The 21,971-nt window shown below is 71.4% G+C and carries 22 protein-coding genes; 9 read left to right on the top strand and 13 right to left on the bottom strand.

All coding sequences use genetic code 11. The features are described from left to right. Window positions 1-3: 3 nt before the first annotated feature. The gene (locus AC1ROW_RS15505) at window positions 4-1,788 is read left to right on the top strand and encodes a sensor histidine kinase (RefSeq protein ID WP_493019791.1); all 1,785 of its coding nucleotides are present in this window, start codon (window positions 4-6) and stop codon (window positions 1,786-1,788) included. A 28-nt stretch (window positions 1,789-1,816) separates the two neighbouring features. Here AC1ROW_RS15505 and AC1ROW_RS15510 read toward each other — a convergent pair whose 3' ends face one another. The 3 genes from AC1ROW_RS15510 to AC1ROW_RS15520 form a co-directional block, all read right to left on the bottom strand. Next, the gene (locus tag AC1ROW_RS15510; RefSeq protein ID WP_493019792.1) at window positions 1,817-2,257 is read right to left on the bottom strand and encodes a hypothetical protein; all 441 of its coding nucleotides are present in this window, start codon (window positions 2,255-2,257) and stop codon (window positions 1,817-1,819) included. 85 nt (window positions 2,258-2,342) lie between these two features. Beyond that, window positions 2,343-2,690, bottom strand: a complete 348-nt coding sequence (locus tag AC1ROW_RS15515) for an MGMT family protein (RefSeq protein WP_493019793.1) — start codon at window positions 2,688-2,690, stop codon at window positions 2,343-2,345. After that, window positions 2,674-3,126: a GNAT family N-acetyltransferase gene (locus AC1ROW_RS15520; RefSeq protein WP_493019794.1), complete on the bottom strand. Its 453-nt coding sequence runs from the start codon at window positions 3,124-3,126 to the stop codon at window positions 2,674-2,676. Before AC1ROW_RS15520 ends, AC1ROW_RS15515 begins: the two co-directional genes overlap by 17 nt. A gap of 149 nt (window positions 3,127-3,275) precedes the next feature. Between AC1ROW_RS15520 and AC1ROW_RS15525 the strand changes: the two genes are divergently transcribed. After that, a complete protein-coding gene (locus tag AC1ROW_RS15525; RefSeq protein ID WP_493019795.1) occupies window positions 3,276-4,490 on the top strand; it encodes an NADP-dependent isocitrate dehydrogenase in 1,215 nt (404 codons plus the stop codon). Between the two features lie 127 nt (window positions 4,491-4,617). On the opposite strand, the gene AC1ROW_RS15530 is transcribed toward AC1ROW_RS15525, so the two are convergent. Continuing rightward, a complete protein-coding gene (locus AC1ROW_RS15530) occupies window positions 4,618-5,406 on the bottom strand; it encodes an SDR family NAD(P)-dependent oxidoreductase (RefSeq protein ID WP_493019796.1) in 789 nt (262 codons plus the stop codon). 66 nt (window positions 5,407-5,472) lie between these two features. Between AC1ROW_RS15530 and AC1ROW_RS15535 the strand changes: the two genes are divergently transcribed. The 7 genes from AC1ROW_RS15535 to AC1ROW_RS15565 all read left to right on the top strand — a co-directional run bounded on the left by AC1ROW_RS15535 (window position 5,473) and on the right by AC1ROW_RS15565 (window position 13,305). After that, a complete protein-coding gene (locus AC1ROW_RS15535; protein WP_493019797.1) occupies window positions 5,473-6,654 on the top strand; it encodes an ROK family transcriptional regulator in 1,182 nt (393 codons plus the stop codon). 98 nt (window positions 6,655-6,752) lie between these two features. Further along, a complete protein-coding gene (locus AC1ROW_RS15540; protein ID WP_493019798.1) occupies window positions 6,753-8,102 on the top strand; it encodes an extracellular solute-binding protein in 1,350 nt (449 codons plus the stop codon). A 114-nt stretch (window positions 8,103-8,216) separates the two neighbouring features. Further along, window positions 8,217-9,173, top strand: a complete 957-nt coding sequence (locus AC1ROW_RS15545; RefSeq protein WP_493019799.1) for a carbohydrate ABC transporter permease — start codon at window positions 8,217-8,219, stop codon at window positions 9,171-9,173. Beyond that, window positions 9,170-10,039 (top strand): carbohydrate ABC transporter permease, encoded by an 870-nt coding sequence (locus tag AC1ROW_RS15550; protein ID WP_493019800.1) that lies wholly within the window; start codon window positions 9,170-9,172, stop codon window positions 10,037-10,039. Before AC1ROW_RS15545 ends, AC1ROW_RS15550 begins: the two co-directional genes overlap by 4 nt. 5 nt (window positions 10,040-10,044) lie before the next feature. Next, entirely contained in the window at window positions 10,045-11,628 is a 1,584-nt protein-coding gene (locus tag AC1ROW_RS15555; RefSeq protein ID WP_493019801.1) for a glycoside hydrolase family 3 protein, read from the top strand. Further along, window positions 11,625-12,527, top strand: a complete 903-nt coding sequence (locus AC1ROW_RS15560; RefSeq protein ID WP_493019802.1) for an ROK family protein — start codon at window positions 11,625-11,627, stop codon at window positions 12,525-12,527. Before AC1ROW_RS15555 ends, AC1ROW_RS15560 begins: the two co-directional genes overlap by 4 nt. Continuing rightward, entirely contained in the window at window positions 12,520-13,305 is a 786-nt protein-coding gene (locus tag AC1ROW_RS15565; RefSeq protein WP_493019803.1) for a glucosamine-6-phosphate deaminase, read from the top strand. The genes AC1ROW_RS15560 and AC1ROW_RS15565 overlap by 8 nt, the downstream gene beginning before the upstream one ends. 311 nt (window positions 13,306-13,616) lie before the next feature. On the opposite strand, the gene nagA (AC1ROW_RS15570) is transcribed toward AC1ROW_RS15565, so the two are convergent. From nagA (AC1ROW_RS15570) to AC1ROW_RS15610, 9 genes are read right to left on the bottom strand one after another with little or no spacing between them, the layout of a single operon-like run. Next, window positions 13,617-14,768: an N-acetylglucosamine-6-phosphate deacetylase gene (gene nagA, locus AC1ROW_RS15570; protein WP_493019804.1), complete on the bottom strand. Its 1,152-nt coding sequence runs from the start codon at window positions 14,766-14,768 to the stop codon at window positions 13,617-13,619. Beyond that, complete coding sequence (locus AC1ROW_RS15575) at window positions 14,765-15,124, bottom strand: YrdB family protein (RefSeq protein WP_493019805.1); 360 nt, start codon at window positions 15,122-15,124, stop codon at window positions 14,765-14,767. Before AC1ROW_RS15575 ends, nagA (AC1ROW_RS15570) begins: the two co-directional genes overlap by 4 nt. A 54-nt stretch (window positions 15,125-15,178) precedes the next feature. Beyond that, the gene (gene purU / locus AC1ROW_RS15580; RefSeq protein ID WP_493019806.1) at window positions 15,179-16,090 is read right to left on the bottom strand and encodes a formyltetrahydrofolate deformylase; all 912 of its coding nucleotides are present in this window, start codon (window positions 16,088-16,090) and stop codon (window positions 15,179-15,181) included. Window positions 16,091-16,134: 44 nt separating this feature from the next. After that, window positions 16,135-17,295, bottom strand: coding sequence for an N-acetylglucosamine-6-phosphate deacetylase (gene nagA / locus AC1ROW_RS15585; protein ID WP_493019807.1), 1,161 nt, complete (start codon window positions 17,293-17,295; stop codon window positions 16,135-16,137). Beyond that, complete coding sequence (locus AC1ROW_RS15590; protein WP_493019808.1) at window positions 17,295-18,080, bottom strand: DeoR/GlpR family DNA-binding transcription regulator; 786 nt, start codon at window positions 18,078-18,080, stop codon at window positions 17,295-17,297. Before AC1ROW_RS15590 ends, nagA (AC1ROW_RS15585) begins: the two co-directional genes overlap by 1 nt. Beyond that, complete coding sequence (locus tag AC1ROW_RS15595) at window positions 18,077-18,949, bottom strand: class II fructose-bisphosphate aldolase (RefSeq protein ID WP_493019809.1); 873 nt, start codon at window positions 18,947-18,949, stop codon at window positions 18,077-18,079. Before AC1ROW_RS15595 ends, AC1ROW_RS15590 begins: the two co-directional genes overlap by 4 nt. 40 nt (window positions 18,950-18,989) lie before the next feature. After that, window positions 18,990-19,898, bottom strand: coding sequence for a 1-phosphofructokinase family hexose kinase (locus AC1ROW_RS15600; RefSeq protein ID WP_493019810.1), 909 nt, complete (start codon window positions 19,896-19,898; stop codon window positions 18,990-18,992). Then, window positions 19,895-20,869 (bottom strand): ROK family protein, encoded by a 975-nt coding sequence (locus AC1ROW_RS15605; protein ID WP_493019811.1) that lies wholly within the window; start codon window positions 20,867-20,869, stop codon window positions 19,895-19,897. The genes AC1ROW_RS15600 and AC1ROW_RS15605 overlap by 4 nt, the downstream gene beginning before the upstream one ends. After that, window positions 20,866-21,771: an SIS domain-containing protein gene (locus AC1ROW_RS15610; protein ID WP_493019812.1), complete on the bottom strand. Its 906-nt coding sequence runs from the start codon at window positions 21,769-21,771 to the stop codon at window positions 20,866-20,868. The genes AC1ROW_RS15605 and AC1ROW_RS15610 overlap by 4 nt, the downstream gene beginning before the upstream one ends. Window positions 21,772-21,971 lie beyond the last annotated feature (200 nt).

Consider the following 21,971-nt stretch of genomic DNA (forward strand, 5'->3'; position numbering starts at 1 on the left):
ATCATGGGGGCCGGGCGCCTCTGGGGGCGGGCCGCCGCGATCACGGTGACCATCGCCCTCAACGTGCTGGCGCAGGTGCTCAGCGCGCTGACCGGGGACTACGGCCCGCGGCCGGAGGGCATCGGCTGGGCCACCGTGTTCGTCGCGGTCGCGGTCGACTACGTCGTCTGCGCGGTCATCGCCTGGCGAGCGATCCGCAGCGCGGCGCCCGGCTGGCTGATGGTGGGCGCGGCCTTCTTCTGGGCGGCGGGCGCCTGGTACCCGCTCACCCGGGACATCGGCTGGCTGTGGCCGCTGGTGGAGGGCGTGACGGACCTGTGGGCGGTGCTGGTCGGCATCCTGGTGCTGACGTATCCCGGCGGCCACCTGTCGTCCCGCTTCGACCGCGTCGTGGCGTACACGCTGAGCGGCGCGTTCCTGGTGCGGTTCCTGGGGATCCTGTTGTTCTCGTCGCCGGCGCCGGCCGACTGCGGCTGCGTCGCCAATCCGTACGCCATCCTGCCGAGCCCGGACGCCGATTATTGGCTCGGCGTCGCGTGGCGCGTGGTCGGCGTGGCGCTGCTCCTGACGGTGGCCGGGCGGCTGGCGGTGCGCTGGGTGACGAGCTCCCTCCCGGCGCGGCGGGTGTCCTTCGTGATGCCGCTGGCGCTGCTGCTGTGGTGCTACGGCACGGTGCAGGACTCGGTGAGCTTCGCCCTCGGCTGGGACAGCGGGTGGCTGCAGTTCGTCCCGCCGATCGCGATCGCGCTCATCCCACCCGCCTATGTCGGCGGTGTCTTCTACGCGCGCGGGCTGCGGTCGCGCGTGGCCGACCTGGTCATCGTCGCGCGCGACAAGGTGGACAGGGCGCTCTGGGAGTCCAGCTTGGCGCGCACCCTGCACGACCACTCGCTCCGCGTGTACTGGTGGGACGAGCACCGGCGTTCGTACCGCACCAGCGCGGGTGACGCGGTGCCCGACGGCGACCGGATCGAGCGGCCCGGCCGCTCGACGATGGCGATCGACTCGGATCAGGGGCCGATCGCGCTGATCGAGCACGACGTGGCCCTCAGCCAGGACGACCGGCTGCTGGACGCCGTGTCGTCTGCCCTGCTGCTGTCGGTGGACAACGACCGGCTGCGCGGACGGCTCGAGCAGACCATCCAGGAGCTGCGCGAGTCGCGCCTGCGCATCGTCGAGGAGGGATACCTCGCCCGCCGGCGGCTGGAGCGCGACCTGCACGACGGCTCCCAGCAGCAGCTGGTGTCACTGGCCATCGGCCTCCGGATCGCGACCACGAAGGCCGCGGCCGCCGGGCAGGGGGAGCTGGTGGCCGACCTGGAGAAGGCGTCGGCGCAGCTCGCCGACGCGCTCCGGGAGCTGCGCGAGCTCGCGCGCGGCATCCACCCGACGGTGCTGACCGACGGCGACCTCCGTTCGGCGCTGGAGGAGCTCGCCCAGCGCAGCGTCGTACCGGTCGAGGTTCAGGTCGAGCCGGCCGAGCGCCTGCCGGATGTGGTCGAGGAGACGATCTACTACTGCGTCTCGGAGTGCCTGGCGAACGCCGCCAAGCACGCGGGCGCCCGAAGCTGCGCCGTGCTGGTCGCGCGCGACGGCGACGCCGTGACCGTGACCGTGAAGGACGACGGCCGCGGGGGAGCGCGCATCGAGCCGGGTGGCGGCCTGGAGGGCCTGCGCGACCGGGTGGAGACCGTCGGGGGCCACGTCGACGTGCGGTCGGTCGCCGGGTTGGGGACGATCGTGGAACTGGTGCTCCCGGCTCAGGTGGCGGAGGGGAGCAAGCCCTGAGTGCGCCGCGTCGGCGGGCCCGGTGCCCTCAGTTGCTGCTGGTGCCGGTGGCGGGCCGGACCGCGAACACCTGCTGCCCCATGGAGAAGACGCTCCAGCCTCCCGGGCAGGAGGTCGAGGTGGCCGGGATGCCCGAGATGGGCCACCAGCTGTCCTGGATGGTGGGCTTCGGCGCCGGTGTGTTCACCGGCTTGCAGACGTCCTTCTTGAGCAGCGTCGGCGACCCGTAGGTCATGATCGCCTCGCCCGTGTGGGTGTCGTGGTCGACCCGGATCACCGTCGCGTCGTCGGGGACGAACGTCGGCGAGCCGATGCTCTTCGTGTCCGCCGCGTTGAACTCCTTCGCCGAGTCGTAGATCGCCGGATCGACGTGCGGCGTGAACGCCGCCACGACGGAGCACCCCGAGAGGGCGACGACGACGAGGGGGACGGCGGCGACGGCGAGGGCGAGTCGGCGGGTACGGGGCACAGGCGCTCCTGGACGGGTTCACATGGACGGACCCGTCCAGTCAACACCATCAAGCTGAACACTTGCATCGATCGGCAGGATGATCTCAGCGAGTGCCGTGCCGGGCCGTCCTCAGATCCACGCGGTACGGGGAGCGGCCGCCGCCGAGCAGCGGCGTCCCTTCGGTTCGGTAGTGCTCCAGGGCGAGGTGCTCATGGTTCGCGGGAGGGTGCCCGCTCGCGCGCACCACCCGCCACCACGGCACGTCACCGCCGTAGTAGGCCATCACCTGCCCGACCATGCGCGCTGCGCGCGATCCGAGCGCCGCGGCGACGTCTCCGTAGGTCATCACCCGGCCGGGCGGGATGCTGTCCACGACCGCGAGCACGCGGGAGGCGAAGTCGTCGCCGGTGGAGCCGGGCTCAGAAATCGAAGGCTCAGAGGTCGAGGGCACCGATGGTCTCGCCGTACTGCGTCTCTCCGATCGGCTTGAAGCCGGTGCGCAGGAAGAACTGCTCGGGGCCGAGCTCGCCGGACTCCCAGATCACGTGGAGCCGGGAGACGCCGCGGCCGCGGGCCTCCTCGGCGAGGGCCTTGACCGCGAAGGTGCCGATGCCGCGGCCCTGGTCGTCTGCGTCGACGTTGATGCGCCAGAGGATCGCCTTGAACTCGTCGTGCTCGGCGTGGGGGTTGAAGTCGCCCATGATGAAGCCCACCACATCGTCGCCGTCGAGCACGACGCGCTGCCACGACGTGGACGGGTCGGCGACCGCGGCGGCGGCCGAGTACGACACCGGAGCGATGAACTGCTCCTGGCCGGGCTTCAGCGACAGCGCGTTCGCCGCGACGACGGTCTTCGCGCTCAACTCTTCCAGTCTCAACTCAGCCATAACGAAAGGGTAACGTGCGAGGCGACCCTCGCATAGTCGGCCGGGTGCGGCTGACCGGACGCTGACAAAACTGTCTCGATGTCAAGATAGTTCCCGGACTCGGGTAAGCTGTCTCCGGCTGAAAAACGGCACAGACCTCAGGAGAACCAGTGGACAAGATCAAGGTTGATGGAACGGTCGTCGAGCTCGACGGCGACGAGATGACGCGGATCATCTGGAAGGCGATCAAGGACTCCCTCATCCACCCGTACCTCGATGTGAACCTCGAGTACTACGACCTCGGGATCCAGAAGCGCGACGAGACCGACGACCAGATCACGATCGACGCCGCTCACGCCATCCAGAAGCACGGCGTCGGCGTCAAGTGCGCCACCATCACCCCGGACGAGGCCCGCGTCGAGGAGTTCGGCCTGAAGAAGATGTGGAAGAGCCCGAACGGCACCATCCGCAACAACCTCGGCGGCGTCGTGTTCCGCGAGCCGATCATCATCTCCAACATCCCGCGGCTGGTCCCGGGCTGGAACAAGCCGATCGTCATCGGCCGTCACGCCTTCGGCGACCAGTACCGCGCCACCGACTTCACCTTCGACGGCCCGGGCACGCTGACCATGAGCTTCCAGCCGGCCGACGGCGGCGAGGCGCAGTCCTTCGAGATCTACCAGGCCCCCGGCGCCGGTGTCGCGATGGGCATGTACAACCAGGACGCGTCCATCCGCGACTTCGCCCGCGCGTCGTTCAACTACGGCCTCGACCGCCAGTACCCGGTCTACCTGTCGACCAAGAACACGATCCTCAAGGCCTACGACGGCCGGTTCAAGGACCTCTTCCAGGAGGTCTTCGACACCGAGTACAAGGAGAAGTTCGACGCAGCCGGTCTCACCTACGAGCACCGCCTGATCGACGACATGGTCGCCTCCAGCCTCAAGTGGGAGGGCGGCTACGTCTGGGCCTGCAAGAACTACGACGGCGACGTCCAGTCCGACACCGTCGCGCAGGGCTTCGGCTCGCTCGGCCTGATGACCTCCGTGCTGACCACGCCGGACGGCTCGGTCGTCGAGGCGGAGGCCGCGCACGGCACGGTGACCCGGCACTACCGCCAGTACCAGCAGGGCAAGCCGACCTCCACCAACCCGATCGCCTCGATCTTCGCCTGGACGCGCGGCCTCGCGCACCGCGGCAAGCTGGACGGCAACCAGGACCTGATCGACTTCACCCACACCCTCGAGGACGTCGTGGTGAAGACGGTCGAGGAGGGCAAGATGACCAAGGACCTCGCCCTCCTGGTCGGCCCCGGCCAGAAGTTCCTGACCACCGAGGAGTTCCTCGACGCGATCAGCGAGAACCTGAAGACGCGCCTCGCCTGAGCGCGTGACCGACGAAGGGCCCGGTGGAGCGATCCGCCGGGCCCTTCGGCGTTCGAGGGCCCACTGCATTCGTGCCGAATGTCGACTTTCGCCGCGTCAACCGCGACATTCGGCACGGATGTCGGCGCTAGCGGGCGGTCCAGCCGCCGTCGATGGCGAGGGTCTGGCCGGTGATGAGGGAGGCGGCGGGGGAGGCGAGGAAGGCGACGGCGCCGGAGACCTCCCTGGGTGCGCCGATGCGGTGCAGGGCCGCGATGCGCTCGATGGTGTCGGCGCGGAACGCGGCGTCCGACAGGGCCTTGGCCGTGCCGTCCGTCTCGATGAAGGTCGGCGCCACCGCGTTGACCCGGATGCCGTACTGCCCCCACTCCACCGCCAGGCAGCGCGTGAGGTGGACGACCGCGGCCTTCGCCGAGCAGTAGGACGACTCGCCCGGGAGCGCGACGAGGCCCGCCTGCGACGCCACGTTGACGATCGCGCCGCCGCCGTTCGCCAGCATGCTCTTCGCGACGTGCTGCGACAGGAAGAACGTCGAGCGCGTGTTGAGCTGCCAGACCCGTTCGAAGTCGTCCTCCGTGACCTCCAGAGCCGGTGCGTCGACGCCGCCGCCGGCGTTGTTGACCAGGATGTCCATCGGGCCGAGCTCGGCAGTGACCGCGTCGATCGCGGTGCGGCACCCCGCGAGGTCGAGCACGTCCATCCGGATCGCACGGGCCGTCACCCCGAACGACGACAGCTCTTCCACCAGGCCCGCCGATCCGTCCGGGTCGCGCACACCGAGCACCACGTCGGCGCCTTGGCCGGCGAGTTCGAGCGCGATCTCGCGGCCGAGGCCGCGGCTGGCTGCGGTCACCAGGGCCCGGGAGCCGGACAGGTCGAAGGGGGCGCGGGCGGGAGCGGGGGATGAGGTGTTCACGCTCGGAGTGTAACGACTTGAAGTCGGAGCTTGCGTTTCTTTTGTTCGTAAGCTTTACTAACAAACATGACCACAACGGACGTGCTCGGCAGCAACGGAGGCCTCGGCCCCGGCAAGGCGCTGCGCCCGCGTTCCAAGGTCCTCCCGGAGCACGCGCGCAGCCACAACCGCTCGCTGGTGCTCCAGACGCTCTACCGTTCGGGACAGCGCAGCCGGGCCGACCTGGCCCGTGAGACCGGCCTGACCCGGGTCACCGTCTCCGACCTCGTCGCCGAACTCCTCGGCGAGGGGCTCGTGGTGGAGCTCGGGCAGCGGGAGTCCGCCCGCCCGGGCAAGCCGGCCGTCCTCCTCGACATCAACCGCACCGCGCACCAGATCGTCGGCGTCGACCTCAGCGACCACGACCGGTTCCGCGGCGCGGTGATGGATCTCGATGGCGAACTGCTCGCCTCGGTCGAGGTGCCGCTCGGCGACGGCGACGAAGAGTCCGCCACCGGCGAGGCCGCGCTCGTCAAGGTCCGCGCGCTCGTGACAGAGCTCGTCGCCGCCGCGACCGCCCCGATCCTCGGGATCGGCGTCGGCTCGCCCGGCGTCGTCGACCTCAGCGGCACCATCCTGACCGCGCCCAACCTCGGCTGGACCGACGTGCGGCTGCAGGACGACCTCCACCGGATGACCGGCCTTCCGGTCGTCGTCGCGAACGACGCCAACGCGGCCGTGCTCGCCGAGCACAGCTACGGCGGCGCGACCGGCGACATGATGCTGATCCGCGTCGGCCACGGCATCGGCGCCGGCCTGATCATCGCCGGCACGCTGGTCTACGGCAGCCACTTCGCCGCGGGCGAGATCGGCCAGGTCATGGTCGGCACCGACCTCGGCCTGGACGCGACTTACACCCGGGAGCAGGTGCTCGAGCACTGGCTCAGCGTTCCGCAGCTTCGCCGCGGCATCCGCCAGGCCGAAGCCGCGGGGCGCGACGCCACCCCGGTCCTGCGTGAGGCCGGCCAGCGGCTCGGCATCTCCCTGGCGCCGGTCGTCGGCGCCCTCAACCTGTCGGAGCTCGTGTTGAGCGGCCCGACCGACCTGCTCGATGGCCCCCTCGCCGAGGCGACCATCCACACGCTCCGGAACCGGACGATGGCGGAGAACCACGCCGACCTCGCGGTCCGGATGACCACGCAAGGGCAGGACATCGTCCTGCGCGGCGCGGCCGTACTCGTCCTCTCCGGACAACTCGGGGTCTCGTGACACAGCACCGTGAAATCCACGACCCCTGCACCGAAGGTGTGCTGCGACCGCAGCCACCGACCACCCAAGAAAGCCCGAAACGAATGAAGGGAACAGCAATGAAGAGAAAGCTCGTCGGCCTCGCCGCTGTGGCTACGGCTTCCGCTCTCGTGCTCGCCGGATGCGCCTCTGGCGGAAGCCAGGCTCCGAGCACCGATGGGAAGGGCAAGACGGTCACCCTGTGGCTCGTGGGCTCCGACACCCCGGACGCGCTGCGCAACTACCTCAAGACCGAGTTCAACAAGGAGACCGGCGCCACGCTCAAGATCGAGCAGCAGGACTGGGGAGACATCGTCACCAAGCTCACCACGTCGCTGCCCGACGCGAACAACACGCCGGACGTGACGGAGATCGGCAACACCCAGTCCCCGACGTTCACCAACGTCGGCGCCTTCCTCGACGTCTCCGACATGTACAAGGACCTGGGCGGCGACAAGCTGCTGCACTCCTTCGTCGAGGCGGGCAAGGTCGACGGCAAGAACTACACGCTGCCGTACTACTTCGGCTCGCGCTACATGTTCTACCGCAAGGACGTCTACAACGCGGCCGGCGCCTCGGTGCCGACCACGCTCGACCAGTTCAACAGCACCGTCGCCGACATCACGGCCAAGAACCCGAAGGGGATCCCGAACTTCTCGGGCTTCTTCCTCGGCGGCCAGGACTGGCGTGACGGCATCTCCTGGATCTTCGCGAACGGCGGTGACATCGCCAAGAAGGAAGGCTCCAAGTGGGTCGCCACGCTCGACTCGGCGAACTCGCTGAAGGGCCTCCAGCAGCTGCAGGACATCTACAAGAACGCGTCCAAGGCCCCGAACGACGCCAAGGACTCGAACCAGTACATCTACCTGAACGACACCGACCAGACGGTGGACGACAAGGGCAACAAGACCGGTGACACCTCGCTGGCCGCCGCCACCATCATGGCTCCGGGCTGGGCGCACTGGTCGATCGGCGACCTGTCCACCAAGGACGGCAAGGCGGTCCGCACCTGGAACGACAACACCTTCGGCACGTACGTGCTGCCGGGCAACGACGGCAAGCCGGCCCCGGTCTTCGCCGGCGGCTCCAACATCGGCATCTCGGCCAAGTCCAAGAACCCGGGCCTGTCCAAGACGCTGCTGAAGATCATCTTCAGCAAGCAGTACCAGGAGCTGCTCGGCAAGAACGGCCTGGGCCCGGCGAACTCGGACTACGTGTCCTCGCTCGGCGACGACCAGTTCGCGAAGGCGCTCGTCGAGTCGGCCTCCAACTCCAAGCTGACCCCGGCCGCGCCGGGCTGGGCTTCGGTCGAGGCGGCCAACGTGATGGAGGAGTTCTTCTCCAAGATCCGCGACGCGTCCGACCTGAAGGGCCTCGCCCAGCAGTACGACACCAAGATCAACGCTCTCCTCAACGTGAAGAACGGCTGATCGGCTCCAGCTAGCGTCACCCGCAGGCGAGGGCGCGGAAGCAGCACCACCCCTTCCGCGCCCTCGTCCCTGCCTCCAGACTTTCCTCAACACACCCCCGGAAGGAGGACCGCCGTGACCACGACCCGCGAACCCGCCACCGTCGCACCGACCGCGAGCGCGCCCGCTCCGTCCGCGCCGCGCAAGCGCCGAGGCCGCCTCACCCCGTACACCCTGCTCCTGCCGGCCATCCTCATCCTGCTCCTCGCGCTCGGCTACCCGATCGTCTGGCAGCTCGTCACCTCGATGCAGCACTTCGGACTCGCACAGCAGTTCGGCCAGCCCGCGCCGTTCGTGTGGTTCGACAACTACGTCACGCTGTTCTCCGACCCCTACATGTGGATCGTGGTCGGCCGCTCCCTCGTGTTCTGCCTCGTCACCGCGACCGTCACCGTCGTGATCGGGGTGGGCCTCGCGCTCCTGATGTCGGGCGTCTCGCGCTTCCCGCGGATCTTCCTGCAGATCACGCTCCTGCTCGCGTGGGCGATGCCCGTCGTCGCCGCCATGACCGTCTGGAACTGGCTGTTCGACTGGCGCCGCGGCGTCATCAACAACGTGCTCACTTCGTGGGGGCTGGACTTCCAGAACCATAACTGGCTGCAGAACCCGCTCTCGTTCTTCTTCGTCGCCGGCGTCATCGTCACCTGGATGAGCGTGCCGTTCGTCGCGTTCTCGGTCTACGCCGGGCTCACCCAGGTCTCCACCGAGGTGCTGGAGGCCGCCCAGATGGACGGCGCGAAAGGCTTCCAGCGGCTGAGGTACATCATCCTGCCGATGATCCGGCCGGTGCTCGGGATCGTGCTGCTGCTGCAGATCATCTGGGACCTGCGCGTGTTCACCCAGATCAAGCTGCTGCAGGACAAGGGCTCCATCGCGAGCGAGACCAACCTGCTCGGCACCTACATCTATCAGCTCGGCGTCGGATCGAGCGACTTCGCGATGGCCAGCGCCGTCTCGGTGTTCGTCCTCATCCTGACCATCGCGCTCAGCTGGTTCTACGTCCGCCACCTGCTCAAGGAGGACCAGTCATGACCACCGTCGCCGGAGACCGCAAGCTGAAGCAGAAGGTCCGTCCTGGCCGCATCCTCCTCGGCGTGCTCGCCGTGGCGCTCGGGTTGATCTGGGTGTTCCCGGTCTACTGGATGCTCAACTCGTCGCTGCTGCCGAACGTCGTGCTGCAGAGCTCCACCCCGACCTGGCTCCCGTTCGGCGCTTCGCTGGACAACTTCACGGCCGTCATCAACGGCGGGACGTTCTTCCCTGCGCTCGGGATGAGCGTGGTCGTCGCGCTGGTCACCGTCGTGTTCTGCCTGGCGTTCGCGTTCCTCGCGGCGCTCGCCATCAGCCGGTTCAAGTTCCGCGGACGCACCTCGTTCGTGCTCGCCGTGCTGCTCATCCAGATGCTGCCCGCGGAGGGCCTGTTCATCGCGCAGTACAAGCTGATGGGCTCGCTCGGTCTGCTCAACACCGTGGTCGGCGTGAGCATCATCTACATCGCCGCCGTCGTGCCGTTCACGATCTGGATGCTGCGCGGCTTCGTCGCCGGCATCCCCGCCGACCTGGAGGAGGCCGCGATGGTCGACGGCCTGAGCCGCACGCAGGCCTTCCTGCGGATCACCTTCCCGCTGCTCGCGCCGGGCCTCGTCGCCTCGGGCGTCTACGCCTTCCTGCAGGCCTGGAACGAATTCACCGTCGCGCTGGTCATCCTGCAGGAGAACAGCAGCCAGACGCTCCCGCTGTGGCTGCGCGGCTTCATCCAGCAGTCCGCGTCGCGGGCCACCGACTGGGGCCAGGTCATGGCGGCCTCCATGCTCGTCGCAGTGCCGGTCATCGTCTTCTTCCTCATCGTCCAGGGACGCATGACCAGCGGGCTGGTCAGCGGGGCGGTCAAGGGGTGAGCGGGATGTCGGTCACCCAGCCCAGCGCGACCGACACCGCCCTCCGTCGCAGCATCGCGGCAACCCTCCTCCCCGGTTTCGTGGGGACCACGCTGCCCGCGTGGCTGGAGGAGCGCCTGCGGAACGGTCTCGGGGGCGTGTGCGTGTTCGGTCAGAACGTGGAGTCCGTCGCCCAGCTCCGGGAGCTGACGGACGCCGTCTACGCGGCCAACCCGGACGCCATCGTCGCGATCGACGAGGAGGGCGGCGACGTCACCCGGCTCTACTACGAGACGGGCTCGCCGTTCCCCGGCAACGCCGTGCTCGGCCGCCTCGGCGACGACGCCTACACCGAGGGCATCGCCCGCCGGGTGGGGGAGGAGCTGCACGCGGCAGGGGTGAACCTGGACTTCGCGCCGGACGTCGACAACAACTCCAACGCGGACAACCCCGTGATCGGGGTGCGGAGCTTCGGCTCGCTGCCGGCCGTGGTGGCCGAGCAGGGCGCCGCCTGGACGCGCGGCCTCCAGGCCGCCGGCGTCGCGGTGTGCGCCAAGCACTTCCCCGGCCACGGCGATACGGCGGCAGACTCCCACCTGGAGCTGCCGGTCGTCGACCTGAGCCTCGAGCAGCTGCGCGAGCGCGAGCTGGAGCCGTTCCGCGCCGTCATCGCGGCGGGCGCGCGCACGGTGATGACCTCCCACATCCTGCTGCCGCGGATCGATCCGGACCTCCCGGCGACCTTCAGCCGCACCATCGTGGAGGGCCTGCTGCGCGGCGAGCTGGGCTTCGGCGGCGTCGTCGTCACCGACGCACTCGACATGCACGGCGCGAGCGGGGAGCGCGGCATCCCGGAGGCCGCGGTGCTGGCGCTCGCGGCGGGCTGCGACCTGCTCTGCATCGGCACCGAGAACACCGACGCGCAGCTCGCGGAGATCGAGGACGCGATCGTCGCGGCAGTCGTGGAGGGGCGAGTCGCCGTGTCCCGGGTCGAGGAGGCGGCCGGGCGCGTGCTCGCGCTCGCCGAGGCGGTGCGGGCGGACGGCGCCGCGCACGAGGCCGCGTCGCGCGTGGGAGCCGGGGACCTCGATCCCCTCGATGTGCGTCGCGCGCTGGAGGCGTTCGACCTCTCCGAGCACGCGGCGTCGTGGCTGCGGGCGCATCACGGCCGGTATTCGGTCGTGCGCGTCGACACCGTCGCGAACATCGCGATCGGCGAGGCGCCGTGGGGTCCGTTCGCGGAGGTCGCGGCCGAAGCGGACGGTGCGACGTCGGCGTTCGCGGCCAATCCGCTGGTCGTGTTCACCGAGGGCGACCATCCCGACCTCGTGCTCGCCGCGCAGTCGCCGGTGCTCGTGATCGGCAAGGACAACCACCGGCACGCCTTCGCCCGTGCTGCGATCGACCGGCTGCGCGCAGTGCGGGACAGCGTGCTCGTGGTGGACATGGGCTGGCCGAGCGACGACCGCCGCTACGCGGACATCGCGACCTTCGGCGCGTCCCGGCTCGTCGGGCGCGCGCTGATCGAGCTGCTCGACGCGGAACCGCCGGCGGCTGCGAGCGCCGCCCCGGCGACCGCTCCGGAGGACGTGGACGGGCCCACCCCGTGAGGCTCGGCATCGACATCGGCGGCACCAAGACCGACGCCGTCGCCGTCGACGACGTGGGCGGCCTCGCGCAGCGGGTCCGGCTGGCGACCGGTTTCGGGCACGCGGCGGTCGTGGAGACCGCCGTCACCGCGGTCGCCCGGATCGGCGAGCTGACCGGGCTGTCGGCCGGCGGTTTCACATCCATCGGCATCGGCATCCCCGGGATGGTGGACAGCGCCTCCGGCCAGGTCGCGCACGCGGTCAACCTGGGCGTGGAGCGGCTGGCGCTCGGCGGGGAGCTGGCCGGGCGGCTGGGCGTCGGCGTGCGGATCGAGAACGACGTGAAGGCGGCCGCGCTCGGAGCCTTCCACGTGCTCGGCCTCGGCGGCACGATGGCGTACCTCAACCTCGGAACCGGGATGGCCGCCGGCATCGTCGTGGACGGCCGGCTCTGGCGCGGGGCCTCCGGCGTCGCGGGCGAGATCGGCCACCTCCCGGTCGACCCCGCCGGTGCGCTCTGCGGCTGCGGTCAGCGCGGCTGCCTGGAGACCGTGGCCAGCGGCTCCGGCATCGCCCGGCAGTGGCCGACGGACGATCCGCTCCCGGCGCGCTCGCTGTTCGCGGCCGCGGCGGACGGCGACCGCGAGGCGCGCGCGATCGCGGCTAGGCTGGCGGAGGGCATCGCCGCAGCGGTGCGGGTCCTCGTGCTGACCGTCGACGTCGACACCGTGGTGATCGGCGGCGGCCTCAGTCATCTGGGGGACCGGCTGCTCTGCGACGTCCACGAGGTGCTCGACGGCTGGGCGGAGACGTCCCCGTTCCTCGCGTCGCTCGCGCTGTCGCGGCGGGTGCGCCTCGTCCCCGAAGGAACACCCGTTGCCGCCCTCGGTGCGGCGCTCGTTGGAGGAGCAGATGGCTGAAGTCGTGGTGGTGGCGGACAAGGACGCGGCGGGCGAGCTCGCGGCGGAGTCGATCCAGGCGTTGATCGCGGCCAAGCCCGACGCGGTGCTGGGGCTCGCGACCGGGTCCACACCGCTGCCGGTGTACCGGGCGCTGGCCCGGCGGATCGCCGCGTCCGGCACCGATGTGTCGCACGTGCGCGGGTACGCGCTGGACGAGTACGTGGGCCTGCCCGCCGGGCACCCCGAGTCGTACCGCGCCGTCATCACCCGGGAGGTCGTGGAGCCGCTCGGCCTCACCCCGTCGCTCATCCACGTCCCCAACGGCGCCCTCGCGACGATCGAGCACGCCGGCGCGGACTACGAGAAGGCGATCGCGGAGTCCGGCGGTGTGGACGTGCAGCTCCTCGGCATCGGCACGGACGGCCACATCGGCTTCAACGAGCCCGGGTCGTCGTTCGCGTCGGTCACCCGCGTGAAGACGCTGACCGAGCAGACCAGGAAGGACAACGCCCGGTTCTTCGCGAGCGAGGACGACGTGCCCATGCACTGCATCACTCAGGGCCTGTCGACCATCCTGCGCGCGCGGCACCTGATGCTGCTGGCGTTCGGGGAGGGCAAGGCCGAGGCGCTCGCCGGTGCGGTGGAAGGGCCGGTGTCGGCCTCCAACCCGGGCTCGGCGATCCAGCTGCATCCGCACGTGACCGTGCTCGTGGACGAGGCCGCCGCCTCCCGGCTGCGCAACATCGACTACTACCGCTACGCCTACGACCACAAGCCGGCCTGGCAGAAGCTGTAGCCTCCCTCTTCCCCTGCCCCTTCCCTTGCCCTCCGGCCGCGAACGGAGGAGATCCGGCCTCCGCTGGCCCCGATCTCCTCCGTTCACTGCTTTTCGGGGTGGTCGCGGCCCGGATCTCCTCCGTTCGCCACATCCCGTCGCTCGTGTTGGTAACGGAGGAGTTCGGGATTGACACGCCCGGGAATGGCAGGGAACGGAGGAGATCCGGGCCGACGGAGGAGGGATGTCCTCCGTTGGCTGCGGCGGGTGGCGAGTGGTGGGGGTGGGGGTGGGGCACGGGCCGCCGGGATTACAGGAGGTGGCCGGCGGGGTTACAGGAGGTGGCCGTCGGCCAGGACCTGGCGGACGTGCCAGTCGTGGTCGAGCAGCACCGCGTCGGCGGCGAAGCCGGTGCGCAGCCGGCCGAGGCGGTGGGACTCGCCGAGCGTCTTCGCCGGGGTTGCGGTGAGCGCAGTCACCGCCGCCACCGGGTCCAGCCCCACCCGCGTGATCGCGTTGCGGAGCGCGACGTCCTGGGTGAGAGTCGAACCGGCGATCGTGCTGGTTCCCGAGAGCACCGCCAGCCCGTCGCGGACGCTGACGTTCAGGCCGCCCAGACGGTAGTCGCCGTCCGAAGCGCCGGCGGCGGCCATCGCGTCGGTCACCAGGGCGACCCGCCCCGGCGCCTCCCGGAACAGCAGCCCCGCGACCGACGGGTGGACGTGGAGCCCGTCGAGGATGAGCTCGAGCGTCACCTCGGGGTTCTCGATCGCCGCCATGACCGGGCCGGGAGCGCGGTGGTGGATGCCGTTCATCGCGTTGAAGGCGTGCACCAGGAGCCGTGCGCCGACCTCGAACGCCCGCTGCGCCTGCTCGTAATCGGCCGCGGTGTGCCCGATGCCGACCACCACGCCGGCCTCGATGAGCACGCCGATGGCCTCCAGCGCGTTCGGCAGCTCGGGAGCGATGGTCGCGGTGCGCAAGGTGCCGCGGGCGGCTCCGATGAGCTCCTCCACCATCTCTGGCCCCGGGTCGCGGAGGAAGGCGTCATCGTGCGCCCCGCGCCGTTCGCGGGACAGGAACGGCCCCTCGAGGTGCGAGCCGAGCACCATCGGGTCGGCTCTGGTCAGGTCGGCCACGACGCCGAGGCTCTCGCGCAGGGAGGCCAGCGGGTTCGCGACGTGCGACACGAGCGCACGGGTGGTCCCGTGGGCGCGGTGGGTCGCGAGGGCCGCGAGCATCTCCTCCGGGCCGTCGTCGTACGGGTGGCCGCCGCCGCCGTGGCAGTGCAGGTCGATGAAGCCGGGCGTCAGCCAGTGGCCCCGCGCGTCGATCACCTCGCGGCCCGGCACGCGGGCGGCCTCGTGCCAGCCCGTGCCGGAGCCGGTCGCGACGATCACGCCGCCGTCGGCGACCAGCCAGAACTCGTCGACCTGTCCGCTCGCATCCACTTTGCGGGCGTCATGGACGACGACGCCGGTCATGCGAACTCGCGCCGTCCGTTGATCACGCCGCTCACGGTCGCGACGACCGCGAACACGAGCGCGACGATCGGCTGCCCCAGACTCCACCAGGCGAACGCAGCGGAGCCCATCACGACGATCTCCACCACCGCCTTCACGAACACGTCGACGTGCAGCACGGCCTTGGGGGAGCGGAACAGCGCCCACAGCAGGATCGCGAGCACGGGGGCGCCGATCCCGACGACGATGTTCCAGGGCAGCGGCCACGCGGCGAAGCCCCAGATGCCCAGCGAGACGATGGCGAACAGCTCCAGCACGAAACGGAGGATGTCGTTGGGCCCGACCTTGGTCGGGGTCTGCTGGTCGTGCGTGGTCACCGCGTCAGTCTACCGATCGGGGCCGGCCGTGGCTGAGCGGCGGCCGAAGCCGTCTCAGCGGAAGATGATCGTCCGCGCCCCGTCGAGCAGCACGCGGTCCTCCGCGAACCACTTGACCGCCTGGGTCAGGGTCCGCGACTCCTCGTCCTGGCCGATCGCGACCAGCTCGGGGACGCTGCGGGTGTGGTCGACGCGCACGACGTTCTGCTCGATGATCGGGCCCTCGTCCAGGTCGCTGGTGACGAAGTGCGCGGTCGCGCCGATCAGCTTCACGCCGCGGGCGTGGGCCTGGCGGTAGGGGTTGGCGCCCTTGAAGCCCGGCAGGAACGAGTGGTGGATGTTGATCGCCCGGCCGGCCAGTCTCTCGCACAGCTCGGGGGAGAGGATCTGCATGTACCGCGCGAGCACCACCAGCTCGATGTCGTGCTCCTCGACAGCCTCCAGGACGCGCTCCTCGAACGCGGCCTTCGACGCGGGGTCGGTCACGGGCCGCGACTCGAACGGGACCCCGTAGAAGCCGGCGAGGTCGCCGAGCGCGGCGTGGTTGGACAGCACGAGCGGGATCTCGACCGGGAGCTGACCCGCGCGCTGCCGGAACAGGAGGTCGTTGAGGCAGTGCGCGGCGGTGGAGACCAGCACGAGGGTCCGCAGCGGGCGGCCGACGTTGTCGACGCGGTGCGTCATGCCGAACCGCTCGACCACCGGCGCGAGCGCCCGCTCGAACTCGGCGCGGTCGGCCGCCGACTCCACCTGCAGCCGCATGAAGAAGCGGCCGGTGTCGGTGCTCGCGAACTGCTGGCTCTCGGTGATGTTGCCGCGCGCGGCCACGATCGCGCCGGAGACGGCGTGGACGATGCCGGGCCGGTCGGCGCAGCTGAAGGTCAGCACCCAGTGGTTGGAAGAGGTCCCGGGGCTCGAGGAGGTCCCGGGGTTGGAGGAGGTCGCGGGAGCGGGGGCGGAGTCCATCCGTCCAGGGTAGCGGCCGCGCGGGTGAGCCGATTCCCCGTCGCTCAGCGCGCGACCGGCGACCCCGCCGTCCACACCTGCCGCACCCGGAAGTCGTCATCCAGCAGCACCGCGTCGGCCGCGTACCCGGGCGCTAGGCGGCCCAGATCGGCCCCGCGGCCGATCGCGGCGGCGGGCGTCTCCGTGAGCGCGCGGACGGCCTCCTGGACGCTCACGCCGACCTCCTGCACCGCGCGGCGCAGCGCGTCGTCCTGGGTCAGTGTGGAGCCGGCGATCGAGCCGCCCTCGGCCAGGCGTGCGACCCCGTCGCGCACCTCCACGCGGAGGGAGCCGAGGAGGTAGCCGCCGTCGGCTTCGCCGGCCGCGGCCATCGCGTCGGTGATCAGCGCGACGCGACCGGGAGCCGAGGCGAACGCCATCCGCACCACCTCGGGGTGCACGTGGATGCCGTCGTTGATGACCTCCAGGGTCACCCCCGCGGTGCGCGTCGCCGCCGCGACGGGGCCGGGCGCGCGATGGTGGATGCCGTCCATGCCGTTGAAGGCATGCGTCAGGATCGTGGCGCCGGCGTCGAAAGCGGCACGGGTCTGGTCGTAGTCCGCCGCGGTGTGGCCGACCGCGACCGCGACGCCGGCCGCCGCGAAGGCGCGCACCGCGTCCAGGCCGCCGGGCAGTTCGGGCGCGAGCGTGATCTGGCGCAGGGTGCCGCCGGCGGCCTCCAGCAGCAGCTCGATGTCGGCGGGCGTCGCCGGGCGCAGGAGGGCGGGGTCGTGCGCGCCCTTGTGGGCGACGTCGAGGAACGGACCCTCCAGGTGCGAGCCGAGTACACGCGGATCCTCGGCCGCCAGCGCGGCCACGCCGCGCACACGCCCGGCGAGCTCGGGCACCGCCGCGGTCACCAGCGAGACCACGAAGCGCGTCGTGCCGTGGCGCTGGTGCAGGGCCATCGCCGTGCGGATCGCGTCCGCGCCGTCGTCGAACGCCGCCCCGCCGCCGCCGTGGCCATGAAGGTCGATGAAGCCCGGCGTCAGCCAGCCGCCACCCGCGTCCGTGACGACGGCGGACGGGTCGCCGGCGACCGCCGCTCGCCAGTCGTCTCCGGCGCCGGTCGCGGCGACACGCGCGCCGTCGAACAGCACCCAGGCCTCGCGGGTGGTGCGGCCCTCGCTCACGAGGCGGGCGGAGTGGATGACGTGGCCGGGCATCAGGCGACGATCACCTCGAAGCCGGCCTCCACGAACGCAGCACGCTGCTCGGCCGTGATGCCGTCGTCGGTGATGAGCGTGGTCAGCAGCTTGGGGCCGCCGAGGGTGGCGAACGCCTTGCGGCCGATCTTGCTGGAGTCCGCGACCACGACGGCGCGCGTCGCCCGGCGGGCCATGAGCGAGTTGACGCTCGCCTCGCCCTCGTCGTGGACCGTCGCGCCGACGAGCGGGTCGATCCCGTTGACGCCGATGAAGGCGATGTCCATCGTGATCTTCTCCAGCACCACGTCGCTGTAGGGGCCGACGAGCTCGTACGAGCGCGCGTGCACCACACCGCCGGTGACGACGGTCTTGATCTGCGGTCGCATCACGAGTTGCGCGGCGATGTTGATGGCATTGGTGACCACCGTGAGGTTGGGATGCGGCGACGGCTCCATCAGGTCCGGCCGCGAGCCCAGCACGGTCGCCACCGCGGTGCTCGTCGTCCCGCCGCAGAGTCCCACGACCGCCCCGCGCGGCACGAGTGCGCTCGCCGCCTGGGCGATCCTCAGCTTCTCGGGCGCGTGCTGCTCGCGCTTGTAGCGGATCGGCAGGTCGTAGGCGACCGACTGGCCGACCGCCCCGCCGCGGGTGCGCGTCAGCAGCTGCTGCGACGCCAGGGCGTCCAGGTCCCGCCGCGCGGTCGCCGCCGACACGTCGAGCTTCGCCACGATGTCCTCGACGTCCACCTGGCCGGACTCGGCGAGGAGGTCGAGGACGGCGTTCAGCCGTTCCGCTCTGTTCATTTCTGTGCAGTCTCCGTTCCGCTCGCCGCGCCGGCGGCGACGTCGAACAGGGTCATCAGGCGCGCCGCCTCCGTCGCCACGGCCGCGCGCCCCTCCCGCACGTACCGCCGGGAGTCCACGACGTCCGGATTCGCGCGCAGGTAGGCGCGGATCGCGTCGGTGAAGAAACGGTTCAGGTGGGTGGAGACGTTGACCTTGGTGATGCCGGAGCGGATCGCCGCTTCGATCGTCTCATCCGCGACCCCGCTGGAGCCGTGCAGGACGAGCGGAACGTGCACGGCGTGTCGGAGGGCGGCGATCAGTTCGAGGTCGAGCCGGGCGCTCCGCTCGGTCATCGCGTGCGAGCTGCCGACTGCGACGGCCAGCGCGTCCACGCCGGTCTCGGTCACGAACCGGCGCGCCTCAGCGGGGTCGGTGCGGACGCCGGGGGCGTGAGCGCCGTCCTTCCCGCCGATCTCGCCGAGCTCGGCCTCCACCGAGACGTCGTTGGCGTGCGCGTACTCGACGACCCGCACGGTCGCGGCCACATTGTCGTCGTAGGGCAGCGTGGACCCGTCGAACATGACCGAGCCGAACCCGAGGTCGATCGCCCGCCTGGTCAGCGCGGGGTCCTCCGCGTGGTCGAGGTGGACGGCGACGTGGGCGGACGAGTCCGCCGCGAGGGCGAGCGTCCCGCGCGCGATCGGGTCGAGCCCGCCGTGGTAGTCGGCGCAGTTCTGCGAGATCTGCAGGATGACGGGGCGGCGGGTCTCCTCGGCCGCGGCGACCAGTGCCTCGGCGGTCTCCAGGTGGATGACGTTGAGGGCGGCGACGCCGGTGCGCGCGGCGACCGCCGCGTGCAGAAGGTCGAGGGTGGGGACGAGGGGCATGCGGGCTCCGGTGGGTTGCGGCGGGGTCGGCCGGATCGGTTCAGGCGGTCACGAGGCGCGCCTCGTACTCCGGGTACGCGGGGTCGAGCTCGCCGGCGAGCGGCGCGACGACCGCAGCGGCCGACCAGGCGGTGGCGCGGCGGACCAGGACGGCGGGGTCGGTCGTGCCGGCGGCCAGCGCGGTCGCGAGGGCGGCGACGGCCGCGTCGCCCGCGCCCGTCGCGTTGCCGGCCAAAGGCCGGGGGAGCCGGGCGGACCAGGTCTCGTCCGCGCCGACCGCGAGCATGCCGTCGGCGCCGAGCGAGACGAGCACCAGCCCGGCGCCGGCCGACAGGAGCGCGCGGGCTCCCGCGACCGGGTCGTCCGAGCCGACCGTGTCGGCCAGCTCGCGGCGGTTCGGCTTGAGCACGTCGGCGCCCGCCTCGGCGGCGGCCAGCAGCGCTGTGCCGCTCGCGTCAATGACGCTCGGGACGCCGTGCCGCCGGGCGACCTCCACCAGGTCGGCGTAGAAGGTCTCGGGCGCGCCGGGCGGGAGGCTGCCCGACCCGACGATCGCGGTGGCCGGCAGCGCGAGGCGTTCCACGGCTTCGCGCAGTGCGGTCCACTCGGCCGGGGACAGCCCGGCGCCGGTCTCGTTGAAGATCGTCGCGACGCCCGAGCCCTCGTCGACGATCGCGACGCTGCTGCGTGTCGGCGCCGCCACCGGGACCAGCTCGGACGGCAGGCCGCTCGCCTCCAGGTCATCGGCCAGGCGCAGCCCGGACGCTCCGCCGGCCGTGGTCAGGACGAACGACGCGCCGCCGGTCTGGGCGATCACCCGGGCGACGTTCAGGCCCTTGCCTCCGGCGCGTACCGCGGGAGGAGCGACCCGGTGCGTCTCGCCGGGCTCCAGCGCAGCGACGCGGTAGGTGAGGTCGATCGCGGGGTTCGGTGTGACGGTGAGGATCATCGGACGGCCTTCAGGGTGCCGTCCGCCGGGGCCACGACCTCCCGGGCGCGGAGGGCCGCCCCGATCACGCCGGCGTTCTCGCCGATCCGCGCCGGGATCAGCTGCGGGCGCCGGTGGAAGGTGAGGATCGCGTCGAGGCGCTGGGCCAGGGGCACGAACAGCTCGTCCCCGGCCTGGGCGAGACCGCCACCGATCACGACGGCCTCCGGGGCGAGCAGGGCGACGGTGTGCGACAGGTCGAGGGCGAGCGCGTCGAGGGCGGAGTCCCAGACGCGCTGCGCGGCGGGGTCGCCGGAGCGAGCCCGCTCCAGCACCTCGCGCGAGCCCGCCACCGGGATGCCGCTGACCGCCGTGTACCGGCGGGCGATCGCCGCGGCCGAGGCCACGGCCTCCAGGCAGCCGCGACCGCCGCAGGCGCAGTCCGGACCGTCGGCGACCCGCGAGTGGCCCATCTCGCCGGCCATGCCGCCGCCGGTGAACAGCGTGCCGTCGATGAAGATCGCGCCGGCGATGCCGGTGCCGATCGCCATCACGACCACGTCGCGGAAGCCGGCGGCGGCGCCCAGCCGGTACTCCGCCTCGCCGGCGGCGCGCACGTCGTGGCTGAACGACACCGGCATCCCCAACGCCTCCGCCGCGCGGTCGCGGAACGGGAAGTCGCGCCAGCCGAGATTCTCCGAGAAGACGCCGACCCCGGTCTCCTCGTCCACATGGCCGGGGACGACGAGACCGGCCGCGGTGGGGACCACGCCGGGGTGCGCGCGCCGGAACCCGGCGGCCAGTGCGGCGGTCGCGGCGACGACAGCCTCGCCCGTGCGCGCGCCGTCGAGCGGCGTGGGCCGGCGGATCAGCTCCACGATGCGGCCGGCGGAGTCCACCAGCGCGGCCTTCAGGTCGGTGCCGCCGACGTCGAAGGCGAGCACCGCGTCACCCGGGCCGAGGCCGTCGGCCGCGGCGGCGTGCACGTTCATGGCGCCAGGATGACCGAGCGCGTCAGGTTGCGGGGACGGTCGGGATCGAGTCCGGCGCGGCGGGCGCGCTCCAGGGCCACGCGCTGCGCGCGGACCAGGTCGGCGAGGCCGTCGATCGGCTCGTCCTCGAAGCGCGCGCCGGTGGCCGCCACGTCGCGGGCGAGCCCGGCGGGGGCGTCCCCCAGCATCCAGGTGACCCGGCCGGGAGCCGCGATCGCGATCGGGCCGTGCCGGTACTCCTTGGCGGGGTAGGACTCCGTCCACGACTGCGCCGCCTCGCGCATCTTGAGGGCGGCCTCGTGCGCGAGGCCGACGGTCCAGCCGGCGCCGAGGAAGCTGTACTGCCCGGCGGAGACGAGTTCCTCGGGCAGGTCCTCATCGATCGCGGCCGCGGCCTGCTCGATGGCGGGGCCGAGGTCGTGGCCGAGGGAGGCTCGCATCAGCGCCAGCGCCGTCGTCGCGAAGCGCGTCTGCACGACGGAGGCTTCGTCGGCGAAGGACAGCAGCACGGTGTCGTCCACGAGGTCGGGCAGCGGGGTTCCTGCCGCGCCGACGACCGCGATCGTACGCGGGCGCCGCGAGCGGCCGCGGAGACCGTCGACCAGCTCGATCACCTCCGTCGTGGTGCCCGAGCGGCTGAGCGCGACGATCGCGTCGTAGTCGCGGTCGATCACGGCCTCCGAGGCGGCGTAGGCGTCGGTCAGGCCGTGGCCCGCGGACTCGCGCAGCACGGCGTACGACTGCGCCATGAACCACGACGTGCCGCAGCCGACGACCGCGATGCGCTCGCCGGAGGCGGGCAGCAGAGCCTGCTCGTCGCGGAGGGCGGCCGCGCGGGCCCAGGTCTCGGGCTGGGACCGCAGCTCGGCCTCCATGTGCGCCCCCGGGAGGATGTCCGTCACTGCTCACTCCTGTCGTTTTACGTCGATTCGGTCAGGTCAATGATTGCTTATGAGCGTTATGTCTGTCTACTGATCACTTTCGATCGTCGGTCCCCGATCTGGGTCCGGTTCGAGTCGACCGTGTAAATCCCAGGTAACGATCTGGGGTCTGTTGCTTGACGCCACCCCCGGATATGCGCAATTATTCGAGCATCAATTGA

This window comes from Leifsonia sp. GW821-FHT13C09 (assembly GCF_058806435.1).